We start from the raw sequence: 21,536 nt of genomic DNA on the forward strand, positions 1-21,536 counted from the left end.
TGCGATGCGCGCGCGGAACTGGGTAGGGAAGGTGTCGGCGGTCCGGCACGTGCTGGCCGGGATGCTGGTCGCGGCGGCCGCCACCGGGGTGGTGGTTTACGGACTGAACGGTTCCGGAAGTGAGGCGACGGCTGCTCCGGCCGCGTCCACCGACCTGAAGACCGTGCCGTTCGAGGTCAGCGGCGAGCTGCCGATCTACCCGAAGGCCCTGTGGAGCAACGGCGCCAGCAGCGCCGACGTACGCAAGGTCGAGGCCCGGCTGATCCAGCTGAAGCTGCTCGACAAGCGCTGGCTGGACAACTCCTTCGGCACCATGACCCGCACCGCGGTGAAGAAGTTCCAGGCCTCCAAGGGGATTCCCGAGCTCGGCTACGTCGACCAGAACACCTGGGACCAGCTGAAGGCCGCGACCCACGAGCCGACGCAGAAGGAGTTGTTCCCGCCCGCGCCGGTGGTCGACGGCAAGAAGCTCGACCAGCGCTGCGCGACCGGGACGGCGCTGTGCATCGACAAGACCAGCCGCAAGCTGCGCTACGTCGTCGACGGGGTCGTGAAGCTGCAGTTCGACGTCCGGTTCGGCGCCAAGAAGACGGCGACCCGCGAGGGTGCGTTCTCGGTCGGCTGGAAGAGCCGCAACCACGTCTCCAAGCTGTACGACTCGGCGATGCCGTACGCGATGTTCTTCAGCGGCGGCCAGGCCGTGCACTACTCGTCGGACTTCGCCGCCCGCGGCTACAACGGCGCCTCCCACGGCTGCGTGAACGTCCGCGACCTGAGCAAGATCAAGTGGCTGTTCGACCAGGTCAACGTCGGCGACAAGGTGATCGTCTACCGGTCGTAGCGTCAGGACGACGTACGCCGGGTCGCGCTCGGCGGTACGACGCACGCCGGGCCGCGCCGATCAGTCGGCGCGGCCCGGTTCGTCGTACGGGGTGGTTCGTCGTACAGGGTCGGTCAGAGCGGGCGCGGGCCCCGGCGGCGCCGGATGCCCCAGCCTCCGCCGCGGCCACGGCCGCTGGCGGCGCGCAGCGCGGGCCGGGCGTCGACCAGGTAGACGCCGGCGGCGACGATCCCGATCAGCCCGAAGAAGCTCAGCCAGCCGCCCTGGAAGATCTGCGACAGCGAGAAGGTCGCCAGGATCAGCACCCAGCCGGGCTTGGTCAGCTTGTCCGCGGCGACGAACACCTGCCGGGGCCGGAAGGCCGCGTCGAGCAGCGCGACCAGCTTGAGGCCGAGGATCACCCACCAGATGACGTCGAACGGATTGCCGAACCCCGGGAACAGGGTCGGGAACGTGGCGAGTGGGAGCATGCGTTAGAGCCTAGGGCATGCCGGGTAATTCGTCGCCGTAGCGAGCAGGTGCCCGGTGCGGTAGCTCGGCGTGCGGGAGACGAGGTCTCGATGCGCAGCATCGTGGCCTTGGCTCCCGTGCGGCGAGGTGCCGTGCCGGGTGCCGCGCAGTAGGCGAGGAATTGCCCGGGATGCCCTAGCAAGCCAACGGGTGGCCCACCTCTGCTCAGCGGCAGAACTGGACCACCCGTCGGCGTGTTGCGGTGCGGAACTACTTTCAGTCGCCGACCTTGGCGGCGGCGTCACCGGCGGCCTTGGCGGCGGTCTTCGCGGTCTTGCGGGCGCTGGTCGCGGTCGCCTTGACGTTGCTGGTGGCGCTGTCGGCGGTCTTGCGCGCGGTGGTCCGGGTCGCCTTGGCCTTGCTGACCGTGGTCTTGGCCTGCGCGGTCAGGTCCTCGGTCGCCTTCTGGCTGCGGATCCGGCCGACGATCTCCTCGCCGCGGACGGCCAGGTCCTCGTAGGTCTCCTCGGCCTGGCCGAGCACGGTGGTCAGACCGGCCTGGGCGACGGCCGGCAGCTCACGCAGCTTGGCCGGGACGGTCCGGGCGTCGGCGGCCAGCGCCTCGAGGCGCTTGGACAGCTCCGCCTGGCGCTTGGTCAGCTCGGTCCGCAGCGACGTCTGCAGGGCGTCCTGGTCGAGCTTGGCGAACCGGGCGGTGACGTCGCCGCTGACCGCGCGGAACTTCTCCACGGCCAGGTCGCCGGCACCGGCGATGACGTACAGGGGCGTGACGGGGGTACGGGTGGCCATCAGGCTCTTCTCCTCGGGTGCAGAACGTTTTTACTTGGCAGTGCGCTTTGGTGCAGGGGTCTTGGGGGCCGCGGGCTTCTTCGCCGCTGCGGTCTTCTTGGCCGGCTTGGGCGCGGCCGGTACGTCGTCCTCGGGTGCGTTCTCCCGGACGAAGGATCCGTAAACGTCGAGCAGCACCCGCTTCTGCCGCTCGTTCAGCAGCGGGTCGAGCAGGATCGCGTCGACCACACCGGTCGCGCTACCACCCTCGGCCCGGTCCTCGGGGTCGAGGATCCCGGCCCGCACGTACAGCGTCTCGGCGGAGATCCGCAGCGCTTTCGCAAGCTGCTGCAGCACGTCAGCCGACGGCTTGCGCAGCCCACGCTCGATCTGGCTCAGGTACGGGTTGGAAACGCCAGCCAGGTCGGACAACTGCCGCAACGAGAGCTGCGCATGCCGCCTCTGCTCGGCGAGGTACTCCCCCACCGATCCCATCGCGTCCGCCGCACGATCACTCAACCTGGCCATGCGTCCAGTGTGCTAGCAGGGTGCTTGCAATTGCAAGCAGGCGAGAGGTGAGCCCGCTCACGGTGCGTACAACTGAGACCGCCCCGCCCGCGCCTACGGCGCGGGCGGGGCGGGAAGGGAAGGAAGGCGGGAAGGTCCGCTGTGGAGAGCGGAGGGCTGGGGTCCGAGGGGGCTCAGGTGAAGGCGGGCGTGTGCGGCCGGACCGAGCCGACGGGGACTCCCCCGCCGAGCAGCGGGGAGTGGAGCTGCTTGTCCAGCACCTCGTGCTCGAAGCCGAGCATCTTCAGCGTCGCGGCCATCACGACCGCGCGGGCCCGGGCGCCGCCGTCGTCGATCTTCAGGGCGATGCCTCGCCCGTCCGGCAGCCCGACGGCGTACACGCTCTCCGCGCCGACCTTGCCGAACAGCCCGGGGATCGCGTGGATCAACTCGGACTCGTCGCGACGGGTTCCACTGGCGTACTCCGGGAAGGCCCGGAACGCATCCGCCACGCGACCCTCCAGCGTCGTCGGCTCGGCGGCCGCGAACAGCCCGAAGGATCGCGCCAGCCCGGCCAGGCTGATCGCCAGGATCGGAGCCCCGCAACCGTCGACCGCAACATGCGAGACCTTCTCCCCGGCCGAGTCCTCGACAGCGGTCCGGATCACCTGCTGCAGCGGGTGTTTCGGCGACCGGTAGTCGTCCGCGCCCCACACCCCGTCCGGCGAGGTCTCCCGGGCCGCGTCGTGCAGCGGCCAGCCGTTCGCGACGCAGGTCGCGAGCATCGCGGCGTGCTTGCCCGAGCAGTTCATCGTGATCCGCTCCGGCCCGTGCCCGGCCGCGACCCATTCGTCGCGCCGCCAATCCTCGACCGGGTACTGCGCGGGCGTCCGCAGCGCGGACTCGTCCAGCCCGACCGACGCCAGGATCTCCCGTACGCCGTCCAGGTGGATCTGCTCGCCCGAGTGCGACGCCCCGGCGAGCGCGAGCAGCCGGCCGTCGAGGTCGAGCCCGTGGCGCAGCATGCCGAGCGCCTGCATCGGCTTGTTCGACGAGCGCGGGAACATCGGCTGGTCGACGACGCCGGCGGACCACTCGACGCCGCCGTCGGGGTTGGTCACCACGACGGAGCCGCGGTGGTGCCCTTCGACGAAGTCGCTGCGGACGACGTCGGCCACGATCACAGGTTCGGTCACGCCTGAACTGTACGGCTCCGGAGTCAGGAGCAAAAACCCATGTTGGGGATGATCCGAATCACAGCCGCGAGCGCACGTGCAGCCCGACCTCCGGGTCGACGATCAGCTCCTGGGTCGCGGTCACCGTCGGCTGCTCCTCGGCCACCACCTGCAGCTCGATCTCGCTGTCCACCGAGCGCTTGACCAGCGCCAGCGCGATCGGCCCGAGCTCGTGGTGCCGCGCGGCGGACCCGAGGAACCCGACCTGCTTCTCACCCACCCGTACGGCGTACCCGTGCTGCGGCAGGTGATCGACCGAGCCGTCCAGGTGCAGCCGGACCAGGCGCCGCGGCGGACGACCCAGGTTGTGCACGCGGGCGATCGTCTCCTGACCGCGGTAGCAGCCCTTGTTCAGGTGGACGCCGACGCCGAGCCAGCCCAGCTCGTTCGGGATCGCGCGCTCGTCGGTGTCGAGGCCGAACCGCGGGTGCCCGGCCTCGATCCGCAGCGCTTCGTACGCCCACACTCCCGCCGGCGGCCCCGCCAGCTCGGCGTACGCCGACAGCTCCTCGCGGGGCACGAACGCCTCGTACCCGCCGAGCGAGTCATCGCCCGACCTCGTCAGCGGGCCCCCAGCGGGCGCACCGCCCGGCCGCCACACGATCGCGAACCGATCGGTGACGTCGGTGATCTCCACCCGCGACATGAACACCATCTTCTGCAGCCACTCAACCAGCGCCGCGGCCGCGCCGGGCTCGGTGTGCAGCCAGAACGTCTCGCCGTCGTCCACGCCGTACATCACGTGCTCGACGTGCCCGGTCGGCGACAGCAGCAGCGCGGTCGTCGACGTCCCGGGCTTCAGGCCCTCGAAGAACTGCGTGGTCAGCGCGTGCAGCCAGGTGAGCCGGTCGGGCCCGCTGATCGTCACCACGTCGCGGTGCGACAGGTCGACATACCCCTCACCCGCGGCCAGAGCCCGTTGCTCGCGCAGGTCCGAGCCGTAGTGCGCCGCGACTCCGGCGTCCAGGCCGTCGGCCTCGACCGCCGCGGGCAGGTCCAGCAGGGGGCTGCGCATCGATGACATGTCACCAGCGTACGTCGCGCGGCGTACCCTCGATGCCTCCCTCCGTGGGATGTGGACAACACCCGCGACGGCGAGGCTGGACGTACCACTCGGAGAGGACAGGACGATGACAGACAAGCGCTTCCGGTTCGGCATCGTGGCCACGCCGGACGACCAGTGGACCAAGACCGTACGCCGGGCCGCCGAGCTCGGGTACTCCACGATCCTGATGCCCGACGGGCTCCAGCTGCTGTCGCCCTTCCCGTCCCTGGCGATGGCCGCCGCGGTCGCCGACATCCGCGTCGGCACGTTCGTCGCCGCGGCGCCGATGCGCACGCCGTACGCCGCCGCCTGGGACGCGCACACGCTGACCGTGCTGACCGACGGGCGGTTCGAGTTCGGGATCGGGACCGGGCGGCCGGGGACGGACGAGTTCGCGGAGCGCCTCGGGCTGCCGTACGGGACCGGCGCGGAGCGGCTGCAGCAGATCCGGGAGACGCTCGACCACCTCGCGGAGCTGGACGGCGACCGGCACACGCCGGTGCTGATGGCCGCGGGCGGGCCCAAGTCGCTCGCGCTCGCCGCCGAGCGGGCCGACGTGGTCTCGATCGCGAAGGGGGCGATGACCCCGCGGGCCGAGGTGCGGCAACTCACTCGGGACCTGCGGGCGATGGCCGGCGAACGGGCCGACGACATCGAGCTGGCGCTGAACGTGTTCGCGGCCGGCGACGGGGAGCTGCCGCCGTGGACGAAGCAGGCGATCGGAGTCGACGCCGACGTCCTGCGGGCGACGGATTCGCTGATGCTGCTGCCCGGTGGCCCGCGGCAGATGGCCGACGAGCTGCTCCGGCGGCGGGACACGTTCGGGGCGTCGTACATCAGCATCAACTCGGCGTACCTGGAAGAGCTGGCGCCGGTGGTCGAGCTGCTGGCCGGGAAATAGCACCAGCGCCCGTCATCTGTGGCTGACGGGCGCTGGCTGAGGGGTGGGACAGGTGGACTAGTGGTGGTCGCGGTCCTGCGGAGTCTCCGGACCGGCGCCGACCGCGGCCGGTACGTCGCCCGCATGCGTGTCACCGGCGGCGAAAGCGGCCTCGTCGAACGGGTCCTCGCCGGCGAACACCTGCTTGACCTGCTCGCGGTCGAGCTGACCGACCCAGTGGCCGACCAGGACCGTGGCGACCGCGTTGCCGGCGAAGTTCGTCAGCGCGCGGGCCTCGGACATGAACCGGTCGATGCCGACGATCAGGCCGACGCCGTCGACCAGCTCCGGGCGGTGCGACTGCAGACCGCCGGCCAGCGTGGCCAGGCCGGCGCCGGTGACCCCGGCGGCACCCTTCGAGGCGATGATCATGAAGGCCAGCAGCGAGACCTGCTGCCCGATCGAGAACGGCTGGTCCATCGCCTCGGCGATGAACAGCGACGCCATCGTCAGGTAGATCGCGGTGCCGTCCAGGTTGAACGAGTAGCCGGTCGGGACGGTGATGCCGACCACGCTCTTGCCGACGCCGAGGTGCTCCATCTTGCCGATCAGCCGGGGCAGGGCGGTCTCCGACGACGACGTGGACACGATCAGCAGGAACTCGCGGCCGAGGTAGCGCAGCAGCTGGAAGATCGACAGCCCGGTGACCACCCGCAGAATGGTGCCCAGGACAACGACCACGAAGAGCAGACAGGTGATGTAGAAGGCGATCATGATCTTGCCCAGGCTGACCAGGGCGTCCACGCCGGTGGCGCCGACGACCGCGGCGATCGCACCGAAGGCGCCGATCGGGGCCACCCACATGATCATCGCCAGCACCTTGAAGACCAGCCGCTGCAGGTGCGCGATACCGTCCAGGACCGGCTGGCCCTTGGCGCCCATCGCCTGCAGGGCGAAGCCGACCAGCAGCGCCACCAGGACGGTCTGCAGCACCTCACCCTCGGTCAGCGCCGAGACGATCGTCTTCGGGATGATGCCGAGGATGAAGTCGGCGGTGGTCTCGTGCGCCGTCCCGACCTGCTTCTGGCCGGTCTCGCGCAACTTGTCGGTCAGGTTCAGGCCGGACCCCGGCTGGACCAGGTTGCCGACGACCAGACCGATGCCCAGGGCCACGGTCGACATCACGACGAAGTACAGCAGCGCCAGGCCGCCGACCTTGCCGACACTGGCCGCCTGGCGGACCGAGCCGATGCCCAGCACCAGGGTGCAGAAGATGACCGGGCTGATCATCATCTTGATCAGGTTCACGAAGCCGGTGCCGAGCGGTTTCAGCTCGACGGCGAAGTCGGAGAACAGGAAGCCGACGCCGATCCCGAGCAGGACGGCGACGATCACGGCGATGTACAGGAAATGGGTCCGGTCGTTGCGGACCGGGGTCGGGCGCGGTGCGGTGGTCGACATACGTGGCTCCTTGGCCGGGCGGTGCGGGGTTCTGAGTAACTGTGACGTGACGCACAGGACAACTGCGCATTTCGTTCATATCGTTCGTGGTCGGTACGCACAGTTCGGCGCGCGGCGAACCGTCGTACGGCGGCGAACAGATGCCGCGCACTACCAGTCGGGGCGCTGGTGTGGAGAATGTCGGCATGAAACGTCGGCCGTGGGAGCTGCGGCGCCAGGTGCTCTGGCTGCAGACCGGCACGGTCGCGGTCCTGATCGTGATGGTCTGGATCATCCTGGCCAGCCGGACCCGGGCCCGCGCCGACCGGGACGCCGCCGCGGCCGGGCTGACGCCACCGGGCTGGGCGGAGCTGCTGCGCGGCGAGACCCGGACGATGCTCGGCATCGCCAGCCTGATGCTCGGCGTCGCGATCGCGGGCAACGCGCTGGTCGCCTGGCGGGTCCGCCGCGCCACCCGCGGGATGGGCACCCAGGCCCTCGCCTGGATGCTCGACTTCTATCAGGGGGTACTGCGTGCCGCCCGCGAAGGCCTGCTGCTGATCGATGCCGAGGGGCGCGTCCAGCTGGTCAACGACGAGGCCCGGAAGCTGCTCGGGCTGCGCCAGGTCGAGGCGGGGACGACGGTCGAGGAGCTGCACCTGCCGACAGCTCTGTCCGAGTTGCTGTGCGCCGGGCGTACGGCGTACGACGAACTGCACCTCGGGGCGTACGGCGTGGTCGTGGTGAACCAGCAACCGGCCCGCTCCGGGCGGATCGTGACGCTGCGCGACCACACCCAGCTGCAGGCGCTGCTCGGTGAGCTGGACGCGGTCCGGAGCCTGGCGGAGTCGCTGGAGGCGCAGAACCACGAGGCGTCGAACCGGCTGCACACGGTGGTCAGCCTGATCGAGATCGGCCGACCGGAGCGAGCCCGCGAGTTCGCGGTGTCGGAGCTGCAGTTCGCGCAGGCGATGACGGATCGCGTCGTCGGCACGGTCGGCGACCCGGTGCTGGCGTCGCTGCTCCTGGCGAAGCTGTCGCAGGCGCAGGAGCGCGGCGTACTGCTGACGCTGGAGCTCGGCTCCGAGGCGCTGAACACGCGGCTGCCCGCGCAGGACGTCGTCACCGTCGTCGGGAACCTGCTCGACAACGCGATCGAGGCCGCGCGAAGTGGGCCCGCGCCACGCCGCGTCGAGCTCAAGGCCGGTACGACGCCGGACGCGATCGACCTGGCCGTCACGAACACCGGCGCCGAGCTCGGCTCGGTCGAGCTGGCCCGGATGTTCGAACGCGGCTGGACGACGAAGAACGAGCCAGGGCACGGACTCGGACTGGTGCTGGTCCGCAGCACGGTCGAGCGTTGGCAAGGGACGTTGATGGTCGACCCCGACTCCGAACTGGACGAGATCCCCGCGCTGACCGTCCGCGTCAGGCTCCCGCGGGCGGTGAGCGCGAGTGCCTGATCTCCTTCGTGTTCTGGTCGTCGAAGACGACCCGGTAGCTGCTGAAGCCCACCGAACTTACGTCGACCGTCTCCCGGGCTTCACCTGCGTAGGCATCGCCGGTACGGCGGCGCGCGCGCTCTCGGTGCTCTCCCAAGGACAGATCGACCTGGTCCTGCTCGACATGAACCTCCCCGACGGCCACGGCCTCGACGTCGTCCGCCGGATGCGTGCCGCCGGCAACGCCACCGACGTCGTCGCCGTCACGTCGGCCCGCGAGGTCTCGGCCGTACAAGCCGCCGCCCGGATCGGGGTCGTCCAGTACGTGTTGAAGCCCTTCGCGTTCGAAACCCTGCGGGACCGGTTGTCGGCGTACGCCCGCCAGCGCCGCGCCGCCGAGTCCGGCCAGATCGTCGCCGACCAGGACGAGGTCGACCGCTTGTTGCACCCGGCAACAGTTTCTTCAGTGCCGAAAGGCCTGGCGGGATCGGTGCTGGACCGCGTCGTCCAACTGCTCGGCAACCGCGAGGGCTGGACTGCCGAAGAGGTGGCCACCGAGCTCGGCACCTCCCGCATCACCGCCCGCCGCTACCTCGAACACCTGGCCGACCAGCAGCAAGCCCTCCGCACCCAGCGCTACGACGGCCGCAGCGGCCGCCCGAAGGTCGAGTACAGCTGGGTCTCGGAGAGTTAGACGCGGACGAGCGTCGCCCACAGGTGGGGCTGGAGCGGCTGGCCTTCGCCGGCCATGTCGTAGGCCCAGAGCAGCTCGCCCTTGACCAGCCCGTACAGGCGGTGGCCCGCGGTGACCTCCTTGGCGGTGGCCGTGCGGGCGATCACGTCGGTCTGCATCTCGACCTTCGCGCCGTCGATCTCGCCGTACCAGATCTCCGCGAACCCGGTCGGGTGCGCCAGCACGACCTCGAGCTTGTTGTCCGGCTTCGGCCGCCAGAACCCGGTCTCGACCGCGAGCGGACGCTCCTTGGTGCCGTCCTCGCCGACCACGTAGGTCTGGCTGACGTAGTGCAGGTACGGCTTTCCGTTGTGGCTGAAGTCGACCTGCTGCCCGAACTCGAACTTCTCGATCGTCGGGTAGTCACCGTGCCCGCGCCCCTCCCACCGGCCGAGCAGCCAGGCCAGCGGCATCAGGTCGGGGTGCAGGTCCTGCGGGATCTCGAACGCCATTGGCTCAGTCTGTCAGTTCGCGCTACGGCCGCGGTACAGGCGGTAGACGACGAACGCCGAGAACCAGGCCATGAACACACTGACCAGGACCAGGAGGGTCGTGAAGATGACATGCAGCACGTTCGCCAGTCTAGGCGATGCCCGTCCCGGCCCTCCGCTACGGTGGCGTGATGTCCCGCACGCTGGTGATCAAGCTGACCGCAGGCGCCGAAGAACCCGAACGCGCCAACCAGGCCTTCACCGTCGCCGCCTCGGCCGTAGCCGCCGGCGCCACGGTGTCCCTGTGGCTCACCGGCGAGTCGGTCTGGTTCGCTGTCCCCGGCCGGGCCGAGTCCTTCGACCTCCCCCACGCCGCGCCTCTGTCAGACCTCCTCGCAAGCGTCCTGGCCGGCGGCATCCTCACCGTCTGCACCCAGTGCGCCAAACGCCGAGACCTCACCGAGGCGGACTTCCACCCCGGCACGAGGGTCTCCGGAGCCCCGACGTTCACCGAAGAAATCCTCCAGGACAACACCCAAGCAATCGTTTATTGAAAGCCACCCGGGTGTCACTCGGGATCCGACGCAGACCTCCGGGCCGGCCGCGACCTCCCGCCGCTAGGCGGTGCGTCCGCGACCTCGGTCGCACCCCTCGGCGTGTTGGCACTGGGCGGCTCAGGTGCGTTCCTGCGGGCGCGACCTCGTCGCCGCTCGGCGGTGCGGCCTCGGCCTCGGCCGCTGCTCAGCGGCTTCGGTCGCGGTCCTGGGAGTCCTGGCCGCGGTCGGTGTCGCGCTGGTGCTGGGCTCCCGCCGTACGGCCTGCCTGGCCGGCGGTCTCCAGCTGACGCTGAGGCCCACGCTCAGCCGGGCCCGCAACACCCTCGCGAGTGAGCGCGCCGAGCTGCGCCTTCTCCGCTTCGGTCATCGCCGGCGCGTTGCTCTGCTGCCCGTTCGCGCGCTGCCCGTCCTGCTGGGCTGCCCGCCGATCCTCTTCCAGCCGAGTCTCCAACGGCCCTGACGGCCCCTGAGCTTCCCGGGCCTGAGCCTCAGCCCGCAGATCCCCACCAGTAGGCAGGTTCGAGGTCTCCACCTCGGCACCCTCCTGCTGCTGCCGATCCACGTCGTCCCGCCCAGCAGCCTCCGGCTCATCCCGCTCGGTCTGCTCGACCTGCTGATCCTGCCCGGCCTGCTCCTGCTGATCCCGCCCCGGCAGCTCCTGCTCGACCTGCTGATCGCGCAACGGCTGCTCCTGCCCAGCCTGCTCCTGATCAAGCTCGTCCGGCGCCGGCCCTTCCTGCTCAGCCCGTACGTCGTCCTGATCCCGCTCAGGCTCGTCCCGCTCAGGCTGCTCAACCACAGACTCGTCGACCTCAGGCTGCTCAACCTCAGCAGGCTCCCGATCAACCTGTACGTCGTCCCGAGCAACCTCTCCCTGAGCAACCTCCGGCTCACCCTCAGCCCGGTCGGCCTGCTCCACCGCCCGCGGATCAAGCCCCGGCTCACCCTGCTCAACCGCCTGCAGGTCCCGGTCAGGCTCACCCTGCTCAACCGCCTGCGGATCCCGGTCAGGCTCAGCCTGCTCGATCTCCTGCGGGTCGCGCTGCTGATCCGTCTCCTGCTCGTCGCGCTCGGCGTCCACCTGCTGGTTCTGGTCAGCCTCCGCCTGCGGACCCTGGTCGGGCTCAGCCTGCTCCGGACCGTTCTCAGGCTCCGCCTGCTCGTCCCGCTCCGCGGCCTCCTGGACCTCCTGCGGGTCGCGGTCAGCAGCCTGCTCGGCCTCCTGCGGGTCCCGGTCTACCTCCGGCGACTCCCGGTCGACCTCCACGTCATCCCGCGCGACCTCACCCTGCTCGATCTCATCCTGCCCATCCCGATCCAGCCCCTCAGCCGCCACCGCAGCACCGGCCGCCGCGGCAGGCAGCCCATCAGGCCCACCCTCGCGATCGCGATCCTCCGCGGCCTCACCCTCGCGATCCGGCTCACCATCGCGCCCCTGCCGCTCCGCCGTCTGCGCCTCGGCGTCCTGCTCGGCGGTCTCGGCCTCGCGATCCTGCTCCGCGGTCTCCCGCTCACCCTCCTCGCGATCCCGCTCAGCAGTCTCCCGCTCGTCCCCTTCGCGCTCGGCGTCCTCGCGATCGCGCTCGAGCGTGTCCGGCACCCGATCGCCGTCGCGATCGGTCAGCCGGTCCACATCCGCGTCCCGCAGCTCCCGGTCCCGCGTGTCCAGCACCCGATTCCCGTCGAGATCCAGCGGATCCCGCTCGTCCCCCGGCCCGTCGACGTCCAGCGTCTCGTCCCGGATCGCCCGCTCGACCAGCCCGAGCGTCAGCATCCGCCGCTGGTGCTCGGTCAGGTTGTCGAGCTGCGCCCGCGCCTCCGGGTTGTTGCGCATGTACTGCACAACCGCCTCGGTCATCGCGCGGCGTTCCTTCTCGTCGAGCTCGCGCTCGCGCTCCTGCAGCTGATTGTCGTCGAGCTCCGGCCCGTCGTTCGGCGCGACCGTGTTGTCAGGCCCGCCCACCGCCGGCGCACCGACCCGCTGCCGGCGCCGCCCGCGCAGCAGTCGCCGCAGCCCGCGGAACGTCGCCCGCACACCGCGCGCGACCTGCTTGAACCCGCGGTACAGGCTCTCGAGCAGTTCTTCCTCGACCGACTGCGCCATCACGCCACCTCGCTCGCATAGACGGAGTACGCGAAGCCGGCGGCCGGATTCGCCTCACCCGGCAGCAGCCGGGTGGCGTACAGGTGGAACTCGGCGCCGGGTCGCAGCCACACCGCGAGGTGCCGCCGCCGTTCCCGCCACTCGCCGGGGATCCGTGGGTCGTTGCCGGGCCCGACGAACACCGGGTCGCCCCAGTGCTGCCGCGCGAGCGCGAGCTGGTCGGGCCAGTGGTCGTCGATCAGGTCCTCGGCGTCACCGACCTCGTCGGCCGTGATGTTGTACGCCGACCAGGTGCCGCGCGGACTCTCCGGCAGGACGGCGTCAGGCAGCGCCAGCATCACCGTCTCGCGCGCGGTCACCAGGCCCCACGCGTACTCGGCCGGGTCGATGTCACCGGGCGCCCACGGCTGCCAGCCGGTCGCGGCGACGACCCGCGCGACCAGCGCGCGGATCCCGGCCGGACCGGTCTGCGGCGGTCCCCAGAGCCGGCTCCAGTCGCCCACTTCCGCGAGGTCGGACATCGCGCGCGCGTCCTCGTCCGGCGACCGCAGCTGCGTCCTCACTGACCTTCTCCTCTCCGACCCCGACCAGAAAGCACCGACCTCGAGCAGGCCACCAGGTTATGCCGATCCGGTGCCACCCGTTCCGACGTATCCACAGGCCCACCGGATCCGTCCTGATCCGGTCCGCGCGACCAACCACCCTTGCACGCTGTCAAGGCGCGGGCGACCCGCCAAAACCTGCAATCCGACAACAATCCGGCCTCGCCGCGCCAGCCCGGACGCCGATCCGTCGCAGACCCGTAAGCCGCACCGGCGGACGTTCGCAGGAGGTAACCGCAAGGACGTCGCCGACCGGCGCCGGAGGCGTTCTGATGAAGAGATGAAGCTTCCACAGCCCGCCTTCCGCTCGGCGCTGCACCATCCCAGGGTCGCCACCGTCGTCGGCCGCTGGCTGGCGGTCGCGGTCGTGGTCTGCTTCCTGACCGGCCTGTTCAGCCATTTCCAGCAGGCGACTCCGGGGTGGCTGCACATCCCCAGCCGCCCGGCGTCGCTGTACCGGGTCACGCAGGGCCTGCACGTCCTCAGCGGCACGATCGCGATTCCGTTGCTGCTGGCAAAGCTCTGGACGGTCTACCCGAAGCTCTTCGAGAAGCCCCCGTGGCCGCCGAGCCGCCAGGCGCTGGCCACGATCCTCGAACGCCTCTCGATCCTGGTCCTGGTCTCGGCGATGGCCCTGGAGCTGTTCATCGGCTTCCTCAACACCCTGCAGTGGTACCCGTGGCCGTTCCCGTTCAAGGAAACCCACTACGCCCTGGCCTGGATCATCGTCGGCGCCCTGCTGGTCCACCTCGCGGTCAAACTCCCGCTGATCCGCACGCACTGGTCCAGAAACGCAGCCGACCGTACGCCGTACGCACCACTCGCCGACGAAACGCCGGAGCCGGTCGCCAGCGAAACGCCCGTCGCCGCCGGAGAGCAGACGCTCGCCGCGGAACCCCCGCGCACTTCTCTCCCCGCCGAGATCACCGGCCTCAGCCGTCGCGGCCTCTTCCGTACCGTCGCCGGCGCAGGCGCCCTCGTCGGCATCGTCTCGGTCGGCCAGTCGGTCCCCGCGCTCGGCCCGATCGCCGTCCTCGCGCCGCGGAAACCGAACGTCGGCCCGCAGGATCTCCCCGTCAACCGCACCGCCCACGACGCCGGCGTCACGGCGGTCGGCGACGACTGGCGCTTCACCATCAGTGGCCCCCGGCAACTTTCCTGGTCCCTCACCGACCTCCGGTCCCTGCAGCAGCACCGCTCCGACCTCCCGATCGCCTGCGTCGAAGGCTGGAGCCAGGGCGCCACCTGGGAGGGCGTCCGCATCCGCGACCTGCTCCGCCTCGCCAGTGCCCCCGACCACTCGACCGTCCGCGTCGTCTCGATGGAGAAGGGCGGCTTCTACGCGACCAGCGAGCTGCCGCCCCAGTTCGCGGCCGACCCGCTCACACTGCTGGCGCTGAAGCTCAACGGCACCGACCTCGACCTCGACCACGGCTTCCCGGCCCGGATCATCGCCCCGAACCGCCCCGGCGTCCTGCAGACCAAGTGGGTCCACCGCCTGGAGGTCATCGCATGAAGATCCTTCGCGCAGCCATGGCAGCTGTCGGCGTCGGCCTGGGCCTCTGGGGACTGCGCCTGCTCCTGCAGACGCTCAGCCTCGACGCCCTGATCCGCCTCCCGCTCTGGCTGGGCGGCGCGGTCCTCGCCGACGACTTCTTCCTGGTCCCGCTCACCGTCACAGCCGGCTGGCTCCTGACGAGATGGTCGATCGGCCCCGGCCGGCACCGCACGGTCGGCACCGTCCGCACCACCGCCCTGTACGCCGGCCTGACGACCCTGATCGCCCTCCCCCTGCTGCTCCGCCAGGGCAAAGGCGTCAACCCGACCGTGCTCCCGCGCGACTACCTCCGCGACTGGTTATTGCTAGAGGCAACGATCATCGTCATCGGCGTGATCGTCGCCATCGTTCAGTCCCGGCGCACGACTCGGCCCCGGCGCGCGGCTTGATCCGGCGCGCGACTCAGTCCCGGCGCGCGACGTTCAGCAGCTCGCGCGCGGCATCCGGCGACATCGGCGGCCGCTGAGCCAGCGTCGCCAGCGCGGCCGCCCGCTCGACCAGCTCCGCGTTGTGCGTCACCGGCTGCCCCTTGGCGAGCGTCAGCGTGTCCTCCATCCCGACCCGCAGATGCCCGCCCTTCGACAGCGCGGCCAGCGCAACCGGAAGCGTCGTCCGGCCGACACCGGTCGCCGACCACGAGGTCACCGCCGGCGGCAGTGCGTTGACCGCGGCGACGAGCGCGTCCGGCGTACCGGGCATGCCGCCGGGGACGCCCATCACCAGATCGCAGTGCACGCGGCCGCCGTACGGAAGACCGAACTTGTCCAGCAGCCGGTGCAGGGCGGCGACGTGACCGAGGTCGAACAGCTCGAACTCCGGTACGACGTGCCGTTCCTGCGTGAGCTGGTAGAGCTCGGTGACGAACGGCCACGGGTTCATGAACACGTCGTCGCCGAAGTTCACCGTGCCCATCGTCAGCGAGCAGGAGTCCGGCGCGGCCTCGAGGACGCGCAGCCGGTGCTCGAACGGGTCGGTGACGGCGCCGCCGGTGGACAGCTGCACGATCAGCGCGGTGTTCTCGCGGACCGCGGCGACGGTCTCGGTGAGCCGGCCGAGGTCGAGCGTCGGGCGGTGCTCGGCGTCGCGGATGTGGATGTGGATCATCGCGGCCCCGGCCGCCTCGCAGCGCTTGGCCGTCTCGACCAGCTCGTCGAGGGTGGTGGGCAGCGCCGGACAGTCCGCCTTGGCGGTCTCGGCACCGGTCGGGGCAACGGTGATCAACGTCGACGTCATGGACGAATCGTGCCAGATATCCCCCGAGGGCGGGAGATTCACCCGTCAAAGACCCGAAGAACCGGACATTTTCCCGAACGGCAGACTGTGACCCATGAGAGCTGTGGTGCAACGAGTGACGGACGCGTCGGTCGAGGTCGACGGTGAGGTGGTCGGCGCGATCGACCGCCCCGGGCTGCTGGTCCTGCTCGGCGTCACCCACGACGACACCGGGGAAACCGCCAGGACCCTCGCCGCGAAGATCTGGACCCTGCGCATCCTTCGCGACGAACGCTCCGCCGCCGACGAGCAGGCCCCGATCCTCGCGATCAGCCAGTTCACCCTGTACGCCGACACCCGCAAGGGCCGCCGCCCATCCTGGAGCGCCGCCGCCCCCGGCCCGGTCAGCGAACCCCTGTACGACGCCTTCTGCGCGGCCCTGGAGTCCCTCGGCGCCAAGGTCGAACGCGGCCGCTTCGGCGCGAACATGCAGGTCCACCTCACCAACGACGGCCCGGTCACCCTGATCCTCGACGCCTGACAACCCCACAAAACAACGGCCCCGGCGCGGATCCGAGGATCCGGCCGGGGCCGTGTGGTGCCTGTACTGGATCGGTGAGGTTCGACTCAGTCAGGGATGGTGTGGGGCTGGATCAGCCGATCACACCGGCGGCCGAGTGGCCCACGACAACCTTGGTGTTCAGGCTGTAGACGTCGATCACCAGGGCGTTGACGGAGATGTAGCGGCTCTGCCGCAGGACCTGGTTGAAGGTCAGCTTGGCGACGCCGGGGATCTCCAGCTCGGCGTTCTCACCGGTCTTGACCGGGTAGACCTTGTTGCCGACCTTGATCGAGGCGATGGTCGAGTGCGAGTTCAGGCCGACCTTGCCGTCCTTGGTCTTCCACGCGGACGCGGAGGACTCGATGGCGCCGATCGACAGGTTCGCGACCTTGATGCCCGCGACGTGCGAGCTGAAGTCCACGTAGGACTTCTCGGTACCGATCGCACCCCGCTTGGTGGTGAACGCGGCGCCGACGTAGGCGACCTTCGGGATGTTCAGCTCGCCGACCGCGACCCGGTCCGTACGACCTTCCGTGCCCTGGCAGGTGGCCTGGTAGGAGGTCGGACCCGACTTGACCAGCTTGTCGACGTTCGCCTTGGTGGCGTACGCGTCACCGATGACCAGCGCGGTGGCCGGCTTGGTGACCTCGGCGCGGGTCTTCAGGACCGCGACGTCGACACCCTCGGGGATGTACTTGTTCTTCACCGTCGCGTGCAGCACGACCGCCTGCGCGTACGAGTAGATGCCGGTGCTGGTCTTCACGCCACCGACCCGGTTCAGCACGATGTAGCCCAGGCCCGGGATGGCGACCTTGGTGTTCGGCTTGGCCTTCAGCAGCGACGGAACGTTCACGGCGCCGATCTTCACGCCGGCGAAGGTGGTGCTGCCGGTGTAGTAGGTGACGCCGTTCTTGATCCACGCGGTGGTCGTGGTCTTGGCGCCGGTCAGGTGCAGCAGCGAGCCGACCCGGATGTCGGCGGCGGTGGCGGTGCTGGTCACGCCGTTGCCGCGCTTCTCCGCGAAGGCGAAGGTGTCCGTGGTGACCGTCTTGGCGATGGCCTGGTTGTTCACGTTCGCGGTCGCCAGGTCGTTGCGGGACTTGCGGCTCGCGTCGGTGGTGCAGCTGATCTCGCTCTTGACCTGCGGGCCGCTGGCAGCGATGCCACCCTGCACGTCCGTGCCGATCGAGTAACCGTTGTAACCGTAGACCGGCGAAGCGCTCGCCGAACCCGAGGTCAGCGCGATCGTCGAAGCCACGCCGACGACCGCGGCAACGCCGACGGCGGCGAACTTCTTGTTGATGCGGGGTCTCATGACCCCTCCTCCCTGAGTGATGACGTGACCCGAACTGCAGGCCAGGACACAGACACAACTCAGTCGGTCGCAGTAGGTAACGAGCTGCAGGGAGTCCGTAACCAAACCGTTACCTAACTCCCTGACGCGCCGGTGACACGCCGAAAACCCAGCAAATATTGGTGTTTCGGCACCTACCGTGCATCAGTACTGGCGCCCGGCAACCAGTACGACGGCAACGACGAGGGGCCCGGGCGCGCAAGGCCCGGGCCCCTCAGGGTCGTTCAATCTACAGAGCGTCAGACCGCGACGGCCACCTCGGCCACCTCGCCGTACTGCGCGACGACCTGCCGGTCGACCGGCTCGGCCTTCGGCGCGAGCGTGCGCAGCGTCCAGCTGCCGGGGGCCGCGAAGAAGCGGAAGTGCCCGGTCGCCGAGGTCGGGACCTCGGCGGTGAACTCGCCACTGGAGTCCAGCAGCCGCACGTAGGCGCCGCCGACCGGCTCCTCGCCGCGCAGCACCTGGCCCTGGATCACAGCTTCCTTGTCGATGTCGACGCCCTTGAGGTCAAGGCCGCCCTGCTTGGCTCCGCACATGTCAGGCCTCCCCGGGCTCGTCGCCGAGCGCCACCGGTACGCCGACCAGCGAACCCCACTCGGTCCACGAACCGTCGTAGTTCTTGACGTTCTCCTGGCCGAGGATCTCGTGCAGCACGAACCAGGTGTGCGCCGAGCGCTCGCCGATCCGGCAGTACGCGATGGTGTCCTTGCCGAAGTCCACACCGGCGTCGGAGTAGAGCTTCTTCAGCTCGTCGTCGGAGCGGAAGGTGCCGTCGTCGTTGGCCGCCTTGCTCCACGGGATGCTGGCCGCGGTCGGGATGTGCCCGGCGCGCTGGGCCTGCTCCTGCGGGAGGTGGGCCGGGGCCAGCAGGCGGCCGGCGTACTCGTCGGGGCTGCGCACGTCGACCAGGTTCTTGACGCCGATCGCCTCCTCGACCTCGCCGCGGAACGCGCGGATGTCCAGGTTCGGCGCCTTGGCGGCGTACTCGGTGGCGTCGCGCTTGACGACCTCGTCGGTCAGCTCGCGGCTGTCCAGCTCCCAGCGCTTGCGGCCGCCGTCGAGCAGACGCGCGTCCTCGTGACCGTAGAGCTTGAAGTACCAGTAGGCGTAGGCCGCGAACCAGTTGTTGTTGCCGCCGTACAGGACGACGGTATCGGTGTTCTTCACGCCCCGCTCGGACAGCAGCGCGGAGAACTGCTCCTGGTTGACGAAGTCGCGGCGGACCTGGTCCTGGAGGTCGTCCTTCCAGTCCAGCTTGATCGCACCGGCGATGTGGCCGGCGTCGTACGCCGAAACGTCCTCGTCGACCTCGATCAGCACGACGTTGTCGTCGGACTTGTGCTCCTCGACCCAGTCGGCCGAGACGAGAGCGGATTCCCTGCTCATGTGTGCTGCCTCTCAGTTGGTAGTTGCGGGGTTGGGCGTACGAATGCGTTGGATCAGCAAGAAGGCCTCGCAACCGAGGCACAGCCCGACCGCCGCGTTCACGAACGCGGCGACCAGGGCGAATCCGGTGGCCACGACGCCGAGCACCTCGGCGCCGCTCAGGTAACCGATCAGGCCGAGCGCGGCGAAGACCAGCCCGACCAGCTGGGCGAACCGCGGCGGTGCCGCGTCCTCCAACTCCTTGGGCGGCGCCAGCCGGGGCCGGACCAGCCGCTTGAACAGCAGCCCGTACGGCGACGCCTGGACGCCGAACGCGACCGAGACCGCGAACACGACCGCCTGGATCGCCAGCGGCCACGGGCTGTTCAGGATCAGGGTCAGCGCCAGCACGACCGTGGTCAGCGCCGCCGCGAACCGGAGTCCACGCGGATCGACCTGCGGGGTGACAGTTTCCGACATACGAACTCCTCGGCAAGGAGCTGGATCGAGACTCGCCCGCCCGACGGACTGCGGGAGGCGGCGTACAGCCGGACCGTGCTCAGCTACCGGTTCCGGAGCGCTCGGGACGCCACCTGGTCAGGGGCGACGACACAGGGACGAGCGCATCCGGCAGTTGTCCACTGCCCTGCGCTTGGTCAGCCATGTCGTGTAAGCCACGTGTCGAGAGTACGGAAACCCGGCAGGCCCACCACCCGTGGTCCCACTTCCTGAGACAACTGATCAGGATGCGGGATCTCTCAGCTGGCCTGACGGTCCACGGCCGCGCCCAGCGCGGCGATCACGTCGGCCTTGCGCGGGGCACCGCTGGCCCGGGTGACGGTGTCGCCGGCGGCGTCGAGGACCAGGACCGTCGGGGTGCGAAGGATGTTCAGCCGGCGGACCAGCTCGAGGTGCGACTCGGCGTCGAGCTCGACGTGGCGGACGCCGTCGACCATGCCCTCGACCTCGGACAGGATCCGGCGGGTCGCGCGGCAGGGGGCGCAGAACGCTGAGGAGAACTGGAGCAGGGTGGCCCGCTCGCCCAGTTCGGCTCCGAGGTCGTCGGCGGTGAGGTGGTCGGCGCTGTCCACTGCTTGTCCTTCGCTCCTGCGGAACCGTCCGTCGTACCAGGTCTTGAGCACGCTGAGCAGGACCCCGGCGGCGACCGCGGCGACCAGCACGACAATCCCGGTACTCACAGCATTCGAGAGTACGTCGGTCGACTTGACGGACCAGACCGCTGTCCCAGTCCTTGGACGGTCAGCGGGCGGCGACCGTGATCACGACCCGGCGGTTGAGCTGCCGGTTGGCGGCGCTGGTGTTCGGTACGGCGGGCGCCGTCTCGCCGAAACCCTTGGTGGTGATCGTGTTCCCCGCGAAGCCCTCGTTGCGGATCAGCCAGGTCGCGACCGCCTGCGCACGGCGCTCCGACAGCCGCAGCCCGTACGTCGCGTCGCCGCGATCGTCGGTGTGCCCCTCGACGCGCAGCAGCGGCCGGGCGTTCGCGGCCTTGATCTTCACCGCGATCGCGTGCAAAGCCCGCGCCGCGTCCGGCCGGATCGCCGCCTGATCGGTGTCGAACAGGACGTCGCCGGGTGCGACGTACGAGATCTTGCCCTCGCCGGTGAACACGTCGACCTTGTCCTGCCCGGGCAGCTTGCGCGACTCCAGCCGGGCCGGGTCGACATCCACACCGGGCAGCCGCACGGGCTCCAGCTTCACGGTCTCGACCGCGACCCCGTCCGCGGAACCACCGGGCCGGGCGCCGCCGTTGCGCGACACCTCACGCCGTACGACGCCCTTGCGGGTGACCGTCGGCAGCTCGCCGTCCTTCTCCACCTGGCAGACCTGCGGCGAGTCGACGGCCGGCGCCTGCGCGCCGGCGATCGTGACGGCGGCGAAGACGCGGCCCTCGACGCGGCTCTCCGGGATGGTGACCGGCGGGATGGCCGCGCCGGAGATCTTGATCGCGCCGAGGCAGCCGCCGGGGGCGTCGTACTGGACGACGCAGCCGGCGTCGATCACCTGGGCCGGGACGGTGAAGCCGTCCATGACGGTGCGGTCGCCGGACTTCAGCGGCGCGACGGTGACGGCGGGGACCTGGAGGTCGGGGAGCTCCTTGACGGTCCGGCCGGGACCGGGGGTGCACACCGGATCAACAGGCGGCGGCATCACGGATGGCGTGACCGACGGCGTACTGGAGGGTGTGCTGGACGGCGTCGTCACCGTGACCGGCGCGGGCTGTTCAGCCGCTTGATTCCCGCCGGAACAACCGGTCAGCGCGGCGACGGCGATCATTGAAGGTAAACACCATTGCACGCGGCGTGACATTGTCAGCATTCCCCGATCTTTGCCCCTCCGCATGAATTGTCAATGAACGATCTCCCGAACAATGCCTGCCGTTTACCTTGCTGGGATTGGCTTCCTTC

The 21,536-nt window shown here is 70.1% G+C and carries 24 protein-coding genes; 8 read left to right on the plus strand and 16 right to left on the minus strand.

Translation table 11 applies throughout. The features are described from left to right. The first annotated feature begins 4 nt into the window (after window positions 1-4). On the plus strand, window positions 5-841 hold the full coding sequence (locus AB0M01_RS09185; protein WP_363667223.1) for a L,D-transpeptidase family protein: 837 nt from the start codon (window positions 5-7) through the stop codon (window positions 839-841). A gap of 113 nt (window positions 842-954) precedes the next feature. Here AB0M01_RS09185 and AB0M01_RS09190 read toward each other — a convergent pair whose 3' ends face one another. The 5 genes from AB0M01_RS09190 to AB0M01_RS09210 form a co-directional block, all read right to left on the minus strand. Then, window positions 955-1,311, minus strand: a complete 357-nt coding sequence (locus AB0M01_RS09190; protein WP_363667225.1) for a DUF2516 family protein — start codon at window positions 1,309-1,311, stop codon at window positions 955-957. Between the two features lie 256 nt (window positions 1,312-1,567). Then, window positions 1,568-2,101, minus strand: coding sequence for a hypothetical protein (locus AB0M01_RS09195; protein WP_363667227.1), 534 nt, complete (start codon window positions 2,099-2,101; stop codon window positions 1,568-1,570). 30 nt (window positions 2,102-2,131) lie between these two features. Continuing rightward, the gene (locus AB0M01_RS09200) at window positions 2,132-2,608 is read right to left on the minus strand and encodes a helix-turn-helix transcriptional regulator (protein ID WP_363667229.1); all 477 of its coding nucleotides are present in this window, start codon (window positions 2,606-2,608) and stop codon (window positions 2,132-2,134) included. Between the two features lie 173 nt (window positions 2,609-2,781). Beyond that, on the minus strand, window positions 2,782-3,783 hold the full coding sequence (locus AB0M01_RS09205) for an asparaginase (protein ID WP_363667232.1): 1,002 nt from the start codon (window positions 3,781-3,783) through the stop codon (window positions 2,782-2,784). Between the two features lie 58 nt (window positions 3,784-3,841). Further along, window positions 3,842-4,846 (minus strand): glycine cleavage T C-terminal barrel domain-containing protein, encoded by a 1,005-nt coding sequence (locus AB0M01_RS09210; RefSeq protein WP_363667234.1) that lies wholly within the window; start codon window positions 4,844-4,846, stop codon window positions 3,842-3,844. A 106-nt stretch (window positions 4,847-4,952) separates the two neighbouring features. On the opposite strand from AB0M01_RS09210, the gene AB0M01_RS09215 reads away from it, so the two are divergent. Continuing rightward, window positions 4,953-5,768, plus strand: coding sequence for an LLM class flavin-dependent oxidoreductase (locus AB0M01_RS09215; RefSeq protein ID WP_363667236.1), 816 nt, complete (start codon window positions 4,953-4,955; stop codon window positions 5,766-5,768). A 57-nt stretch (window positions 5,769-5,825) separates the two neighbouring features. Here AB0M01_RS09215 and AB0M01_RS09220 read toward each other — a convergent pair whose 3' ends face one another. Then, window positions 5,826-7,208, minus strand: coding sequence for a cation:dicarboxylase symporter family transporter (locus tag AB0M01_RS09220; RefSeq protein WP_363667238.1), 1,383 nt, complete (start codon window positions 7,206-7,208; stop codon window positions 5,826-5,828). A gap of 185 nt (window positions 7,209-7,393) precedes the next feature. On the opposite strand from AB0M01_RS09220, the gene AB0M01_RS09225 reads away from it, so the two are divergent. Together AB0M01_RS09225 and AB0M01_RS09230 are read left to right on the plus strand one after the other, a co-directional pair. Beyond that, window positions 7,394-8,650: an ATP-binding protein gene (locus AB0M01_RS09225; RefSeq protein WP_363667240.1), complete on the plus strand. Its 1,257-nt coding sequence runs from the start codon at window positions 7,394-7,396 to the stop codon at window positions 8,648-8,650. After that, entirely contained in the window at window positions 8,643-9,323 is a 681-nt protein-coding gene (locus AB0M01_RS09230) for a response regulator (RefSeq protein ID WP_363667243.1), read from the plus strand. The genes AB0M01_RS09225 and AB0M01_RS09230 overlap by 8 nt, the downstream gene beginning before the upstream one ends. Here the strand turns inward: AB0M01_RS09230 and AB0M01_RS09235 are convergent. Next, window positions 9,320-9,814: an FABP family protein gene (locus AB0M01_RS09235; RefSeq protein WP_363667245.1), complete on the minus strand. Its 495-nt coding sequence runs from the start codon at window positions 9,812-9,814 to the stop codon at window positions 9,320-9,322. The genes AB0M01_RS09230 and AB0M01_RS09235 overlap by 4 nt on opposite strands. 170 nt (window positions 9,815-9,984) lie before the next feature. Here AB0M01_RS09235 and AB0M01_RS09240 point away from each other — a divergent pair, with 170 nt between their 5' ends. Continuing rightward, a complete protein-coding gene (locus AB0M01_RS09240; RefSeq protein ID WP_363667247.1) occupies window positions 9,985-10,347 on the plus strand; it encodes a DsrE family protein in 363 nt (120 codons plus the stop codon). A gap of 187 nt (window positions 10,348-10,534) precedes the next feature. Here AB0M01_RS09240 and AB0M01_RS09245 read toward each other — a convergent pair whose 3' ends face one another. Both AB0M01_RS09245 and AB0M01_RS09250 read right to left on the minus strand, forming a co-directional pair. Next, entirely contained in the window at window positions 10,535-12,454 is a 1,920-nt protein-coding gene (locus AB0M01_RS09245) for a hypothetical protein (protein ID WP_363667249.1), read from the minus strand. Continuing rightward, window positions 12,454-13,017, minus strand: coding sequence for a hypothetical protein (locus tag AB0M01_RS09250; RefSeq protein ID WP_363667251.1), 564 nt, complete (start codon window positions 13,015-13,017; stop codon window positions 12,454-12,456). The genes AB0M01_RS09245 and AB0M01_RS09250 overlap by 1 nt, the downstream gene beginning before the upstream one ends. 319 nt (window positions 13,018-13,336) lie before the next feature. On the opposite strand from AB0M01_RS09250, the gene AB0M01_RS09255 reads away from it, so the two are divergent. Both AB0M01_RS09255 and AB0M01_RS09260 read left to right on the plus strand, forming a co-directional pair. Continuing rightward, window positions 13,337-14,572, plus strand: coding sequence for a molybdopterin-dependent oxidoreductase (locus AB0M01_RS09255; RefSeq protein ID WP_363667253.1), 1,236 nt, complete (start codon window positions 13,337-13,339; stop codon window positions 14,570-14,572). Continuing rightward, a complete protein-coding gene (locus AB0M01_RS09260; RefSeq protein ID WP_363667254.1) occupies window positions 14,569-15,003 on the plus strand; it encodes a hypothetical protein in 435 nt (144 codons plus the stop codon). The genes AB0M01_RS09255 and AB0M01_RS09260 overlap by 4 nt, the downstream gene beginning before the upstream one ends. 13 nt (window positions 15,004-15,016) lie before the next feature. On the opposite strand, the gene AB0M01_RS09265 is transcribed toward AB0M01_RS09260, so the two are convergent. After that, window positions 15,017-15,847 carry a 3-keto-5-aminohexanoate cleavage protein gene (locus AB0M01_RS09265; RefSeq protein WP_363667256.1) on the minus strand — a complete coding sequence of 277 codons (831 nt, stop codon included), beginning with the start codon at window positions 15,845-15,847 and terminating at the stop codon, window positions 15,017-15,019. Between the two features lie 94 nt (window positions 15,848-15,941). Here AB0M01_RS09265 and dtd point away from each other — a divergent pair, with 94 nt between their 5' ends. Then, window positions 15,942-16,367, plus strand: a complete 426-nt coding sequence (gene dtd, locus AB0M01_RS09270) for a D-aminoacyl-tRNA deacylase (RefSeq protein WP_363667258.1) — start codon at window positions 15,942-15,944, stop codon at window positions 16,365-16,367. A 112-nt stretch (window positions 16,368-16,479) separates the two neighbouring features. Here dtd and AB0M01_RS09275 read toward each other — a convergent pair whose 3' ends face one another. From AB0M01_RS09275 to AB0M01_RS09300, 6 genes are all read right to left on the minus strand, one after another. After that, on the minus strand, window positions 16,480-17,703 hold the full coding sequence (locus AB0M01_RS09275) for a choice-of-anchor P family protein (protein WP_363667260.1): 1,224 nt from the start codon (window positions 17,701-17,703) through the stop codon (window positions 16,480-16,482). Window positions 17,704-17,981: 278 nt separating this feature from the next. Beyond that, complete coding sequence (locus AB0M01_RS09280) at window positions 17,982-18,278, minus strand: DUF1416 domain-containing protein (RefSeq protein WP_363667262.1); 297 nt, start codon at window positions 18,276-18,278, stop codon at window positions 17,982-17,984. 1 nt (window position 18,279) lies between these two features. Continuing rightward, window positions 18,280-19,128 carry a sulfurtransferase gene (locus AB0M01_RS09285; RefSeq protein ID WP_363667264.1) on the minus strand — a complete coding sequence of 283 codons (849 nt, stop codon included), beginning with the start codon at window positions 19,126-19,128 and terminating at the stop codon, window positions 18,280-18,282. 12 nt (window positions 19,129-19,140) lie between these two features. Continuing rightward, window positions 19,141-19,587 carry a DUF4395 domain-containing protein gene (locus AB0M01_RS09290; RefSeq protein WP_363667266.1) on the minus strand — a complete coding sequence of 149 codons (447 nt, stop codon included), beginning with the start codon at window positions 19,585-19,587 and terminating at the stop codon, window positions 19,141-19,143. A gap of 278 nt (window positions 19,588-19,865) precedes the next feature. After that, window positions 19,866-20,306 (minus strand): thioredoxin family protein, encoded by a 441-nt coding sequence (locus AB0M01_RS09295; protein ID WP_363667268.1) that lies wholly within the window; start codon window positions 20,304-20,306, stop codon window positions 19,866-19,868. A gap of 61 nt (window positions 20,307-20,367) precedes the next feature. After that, on the minus strand, window positions 20,368-21,405 hold the full coding sequence (locus AB0M01_RS09300) for an OmpA family protein (RefSeq protein ID WP_363667270.1): 1,038 nt from the start codon (window positions 21,403-21,405) through the stop codon (window positions 20,368-20,370). Window positions 21,406-21,536: the final 131 nt, after the last annotated feature.

Origin of the sequence: Kribbella sp. NPDC051770 (assembly GCF_040681455.1) — a bacterium.
Classification (GTDB): Bacteria; Actinomycetota; Actinomycetes; order Propionibacteriales; family Kribbellaceae; genus Kribbella.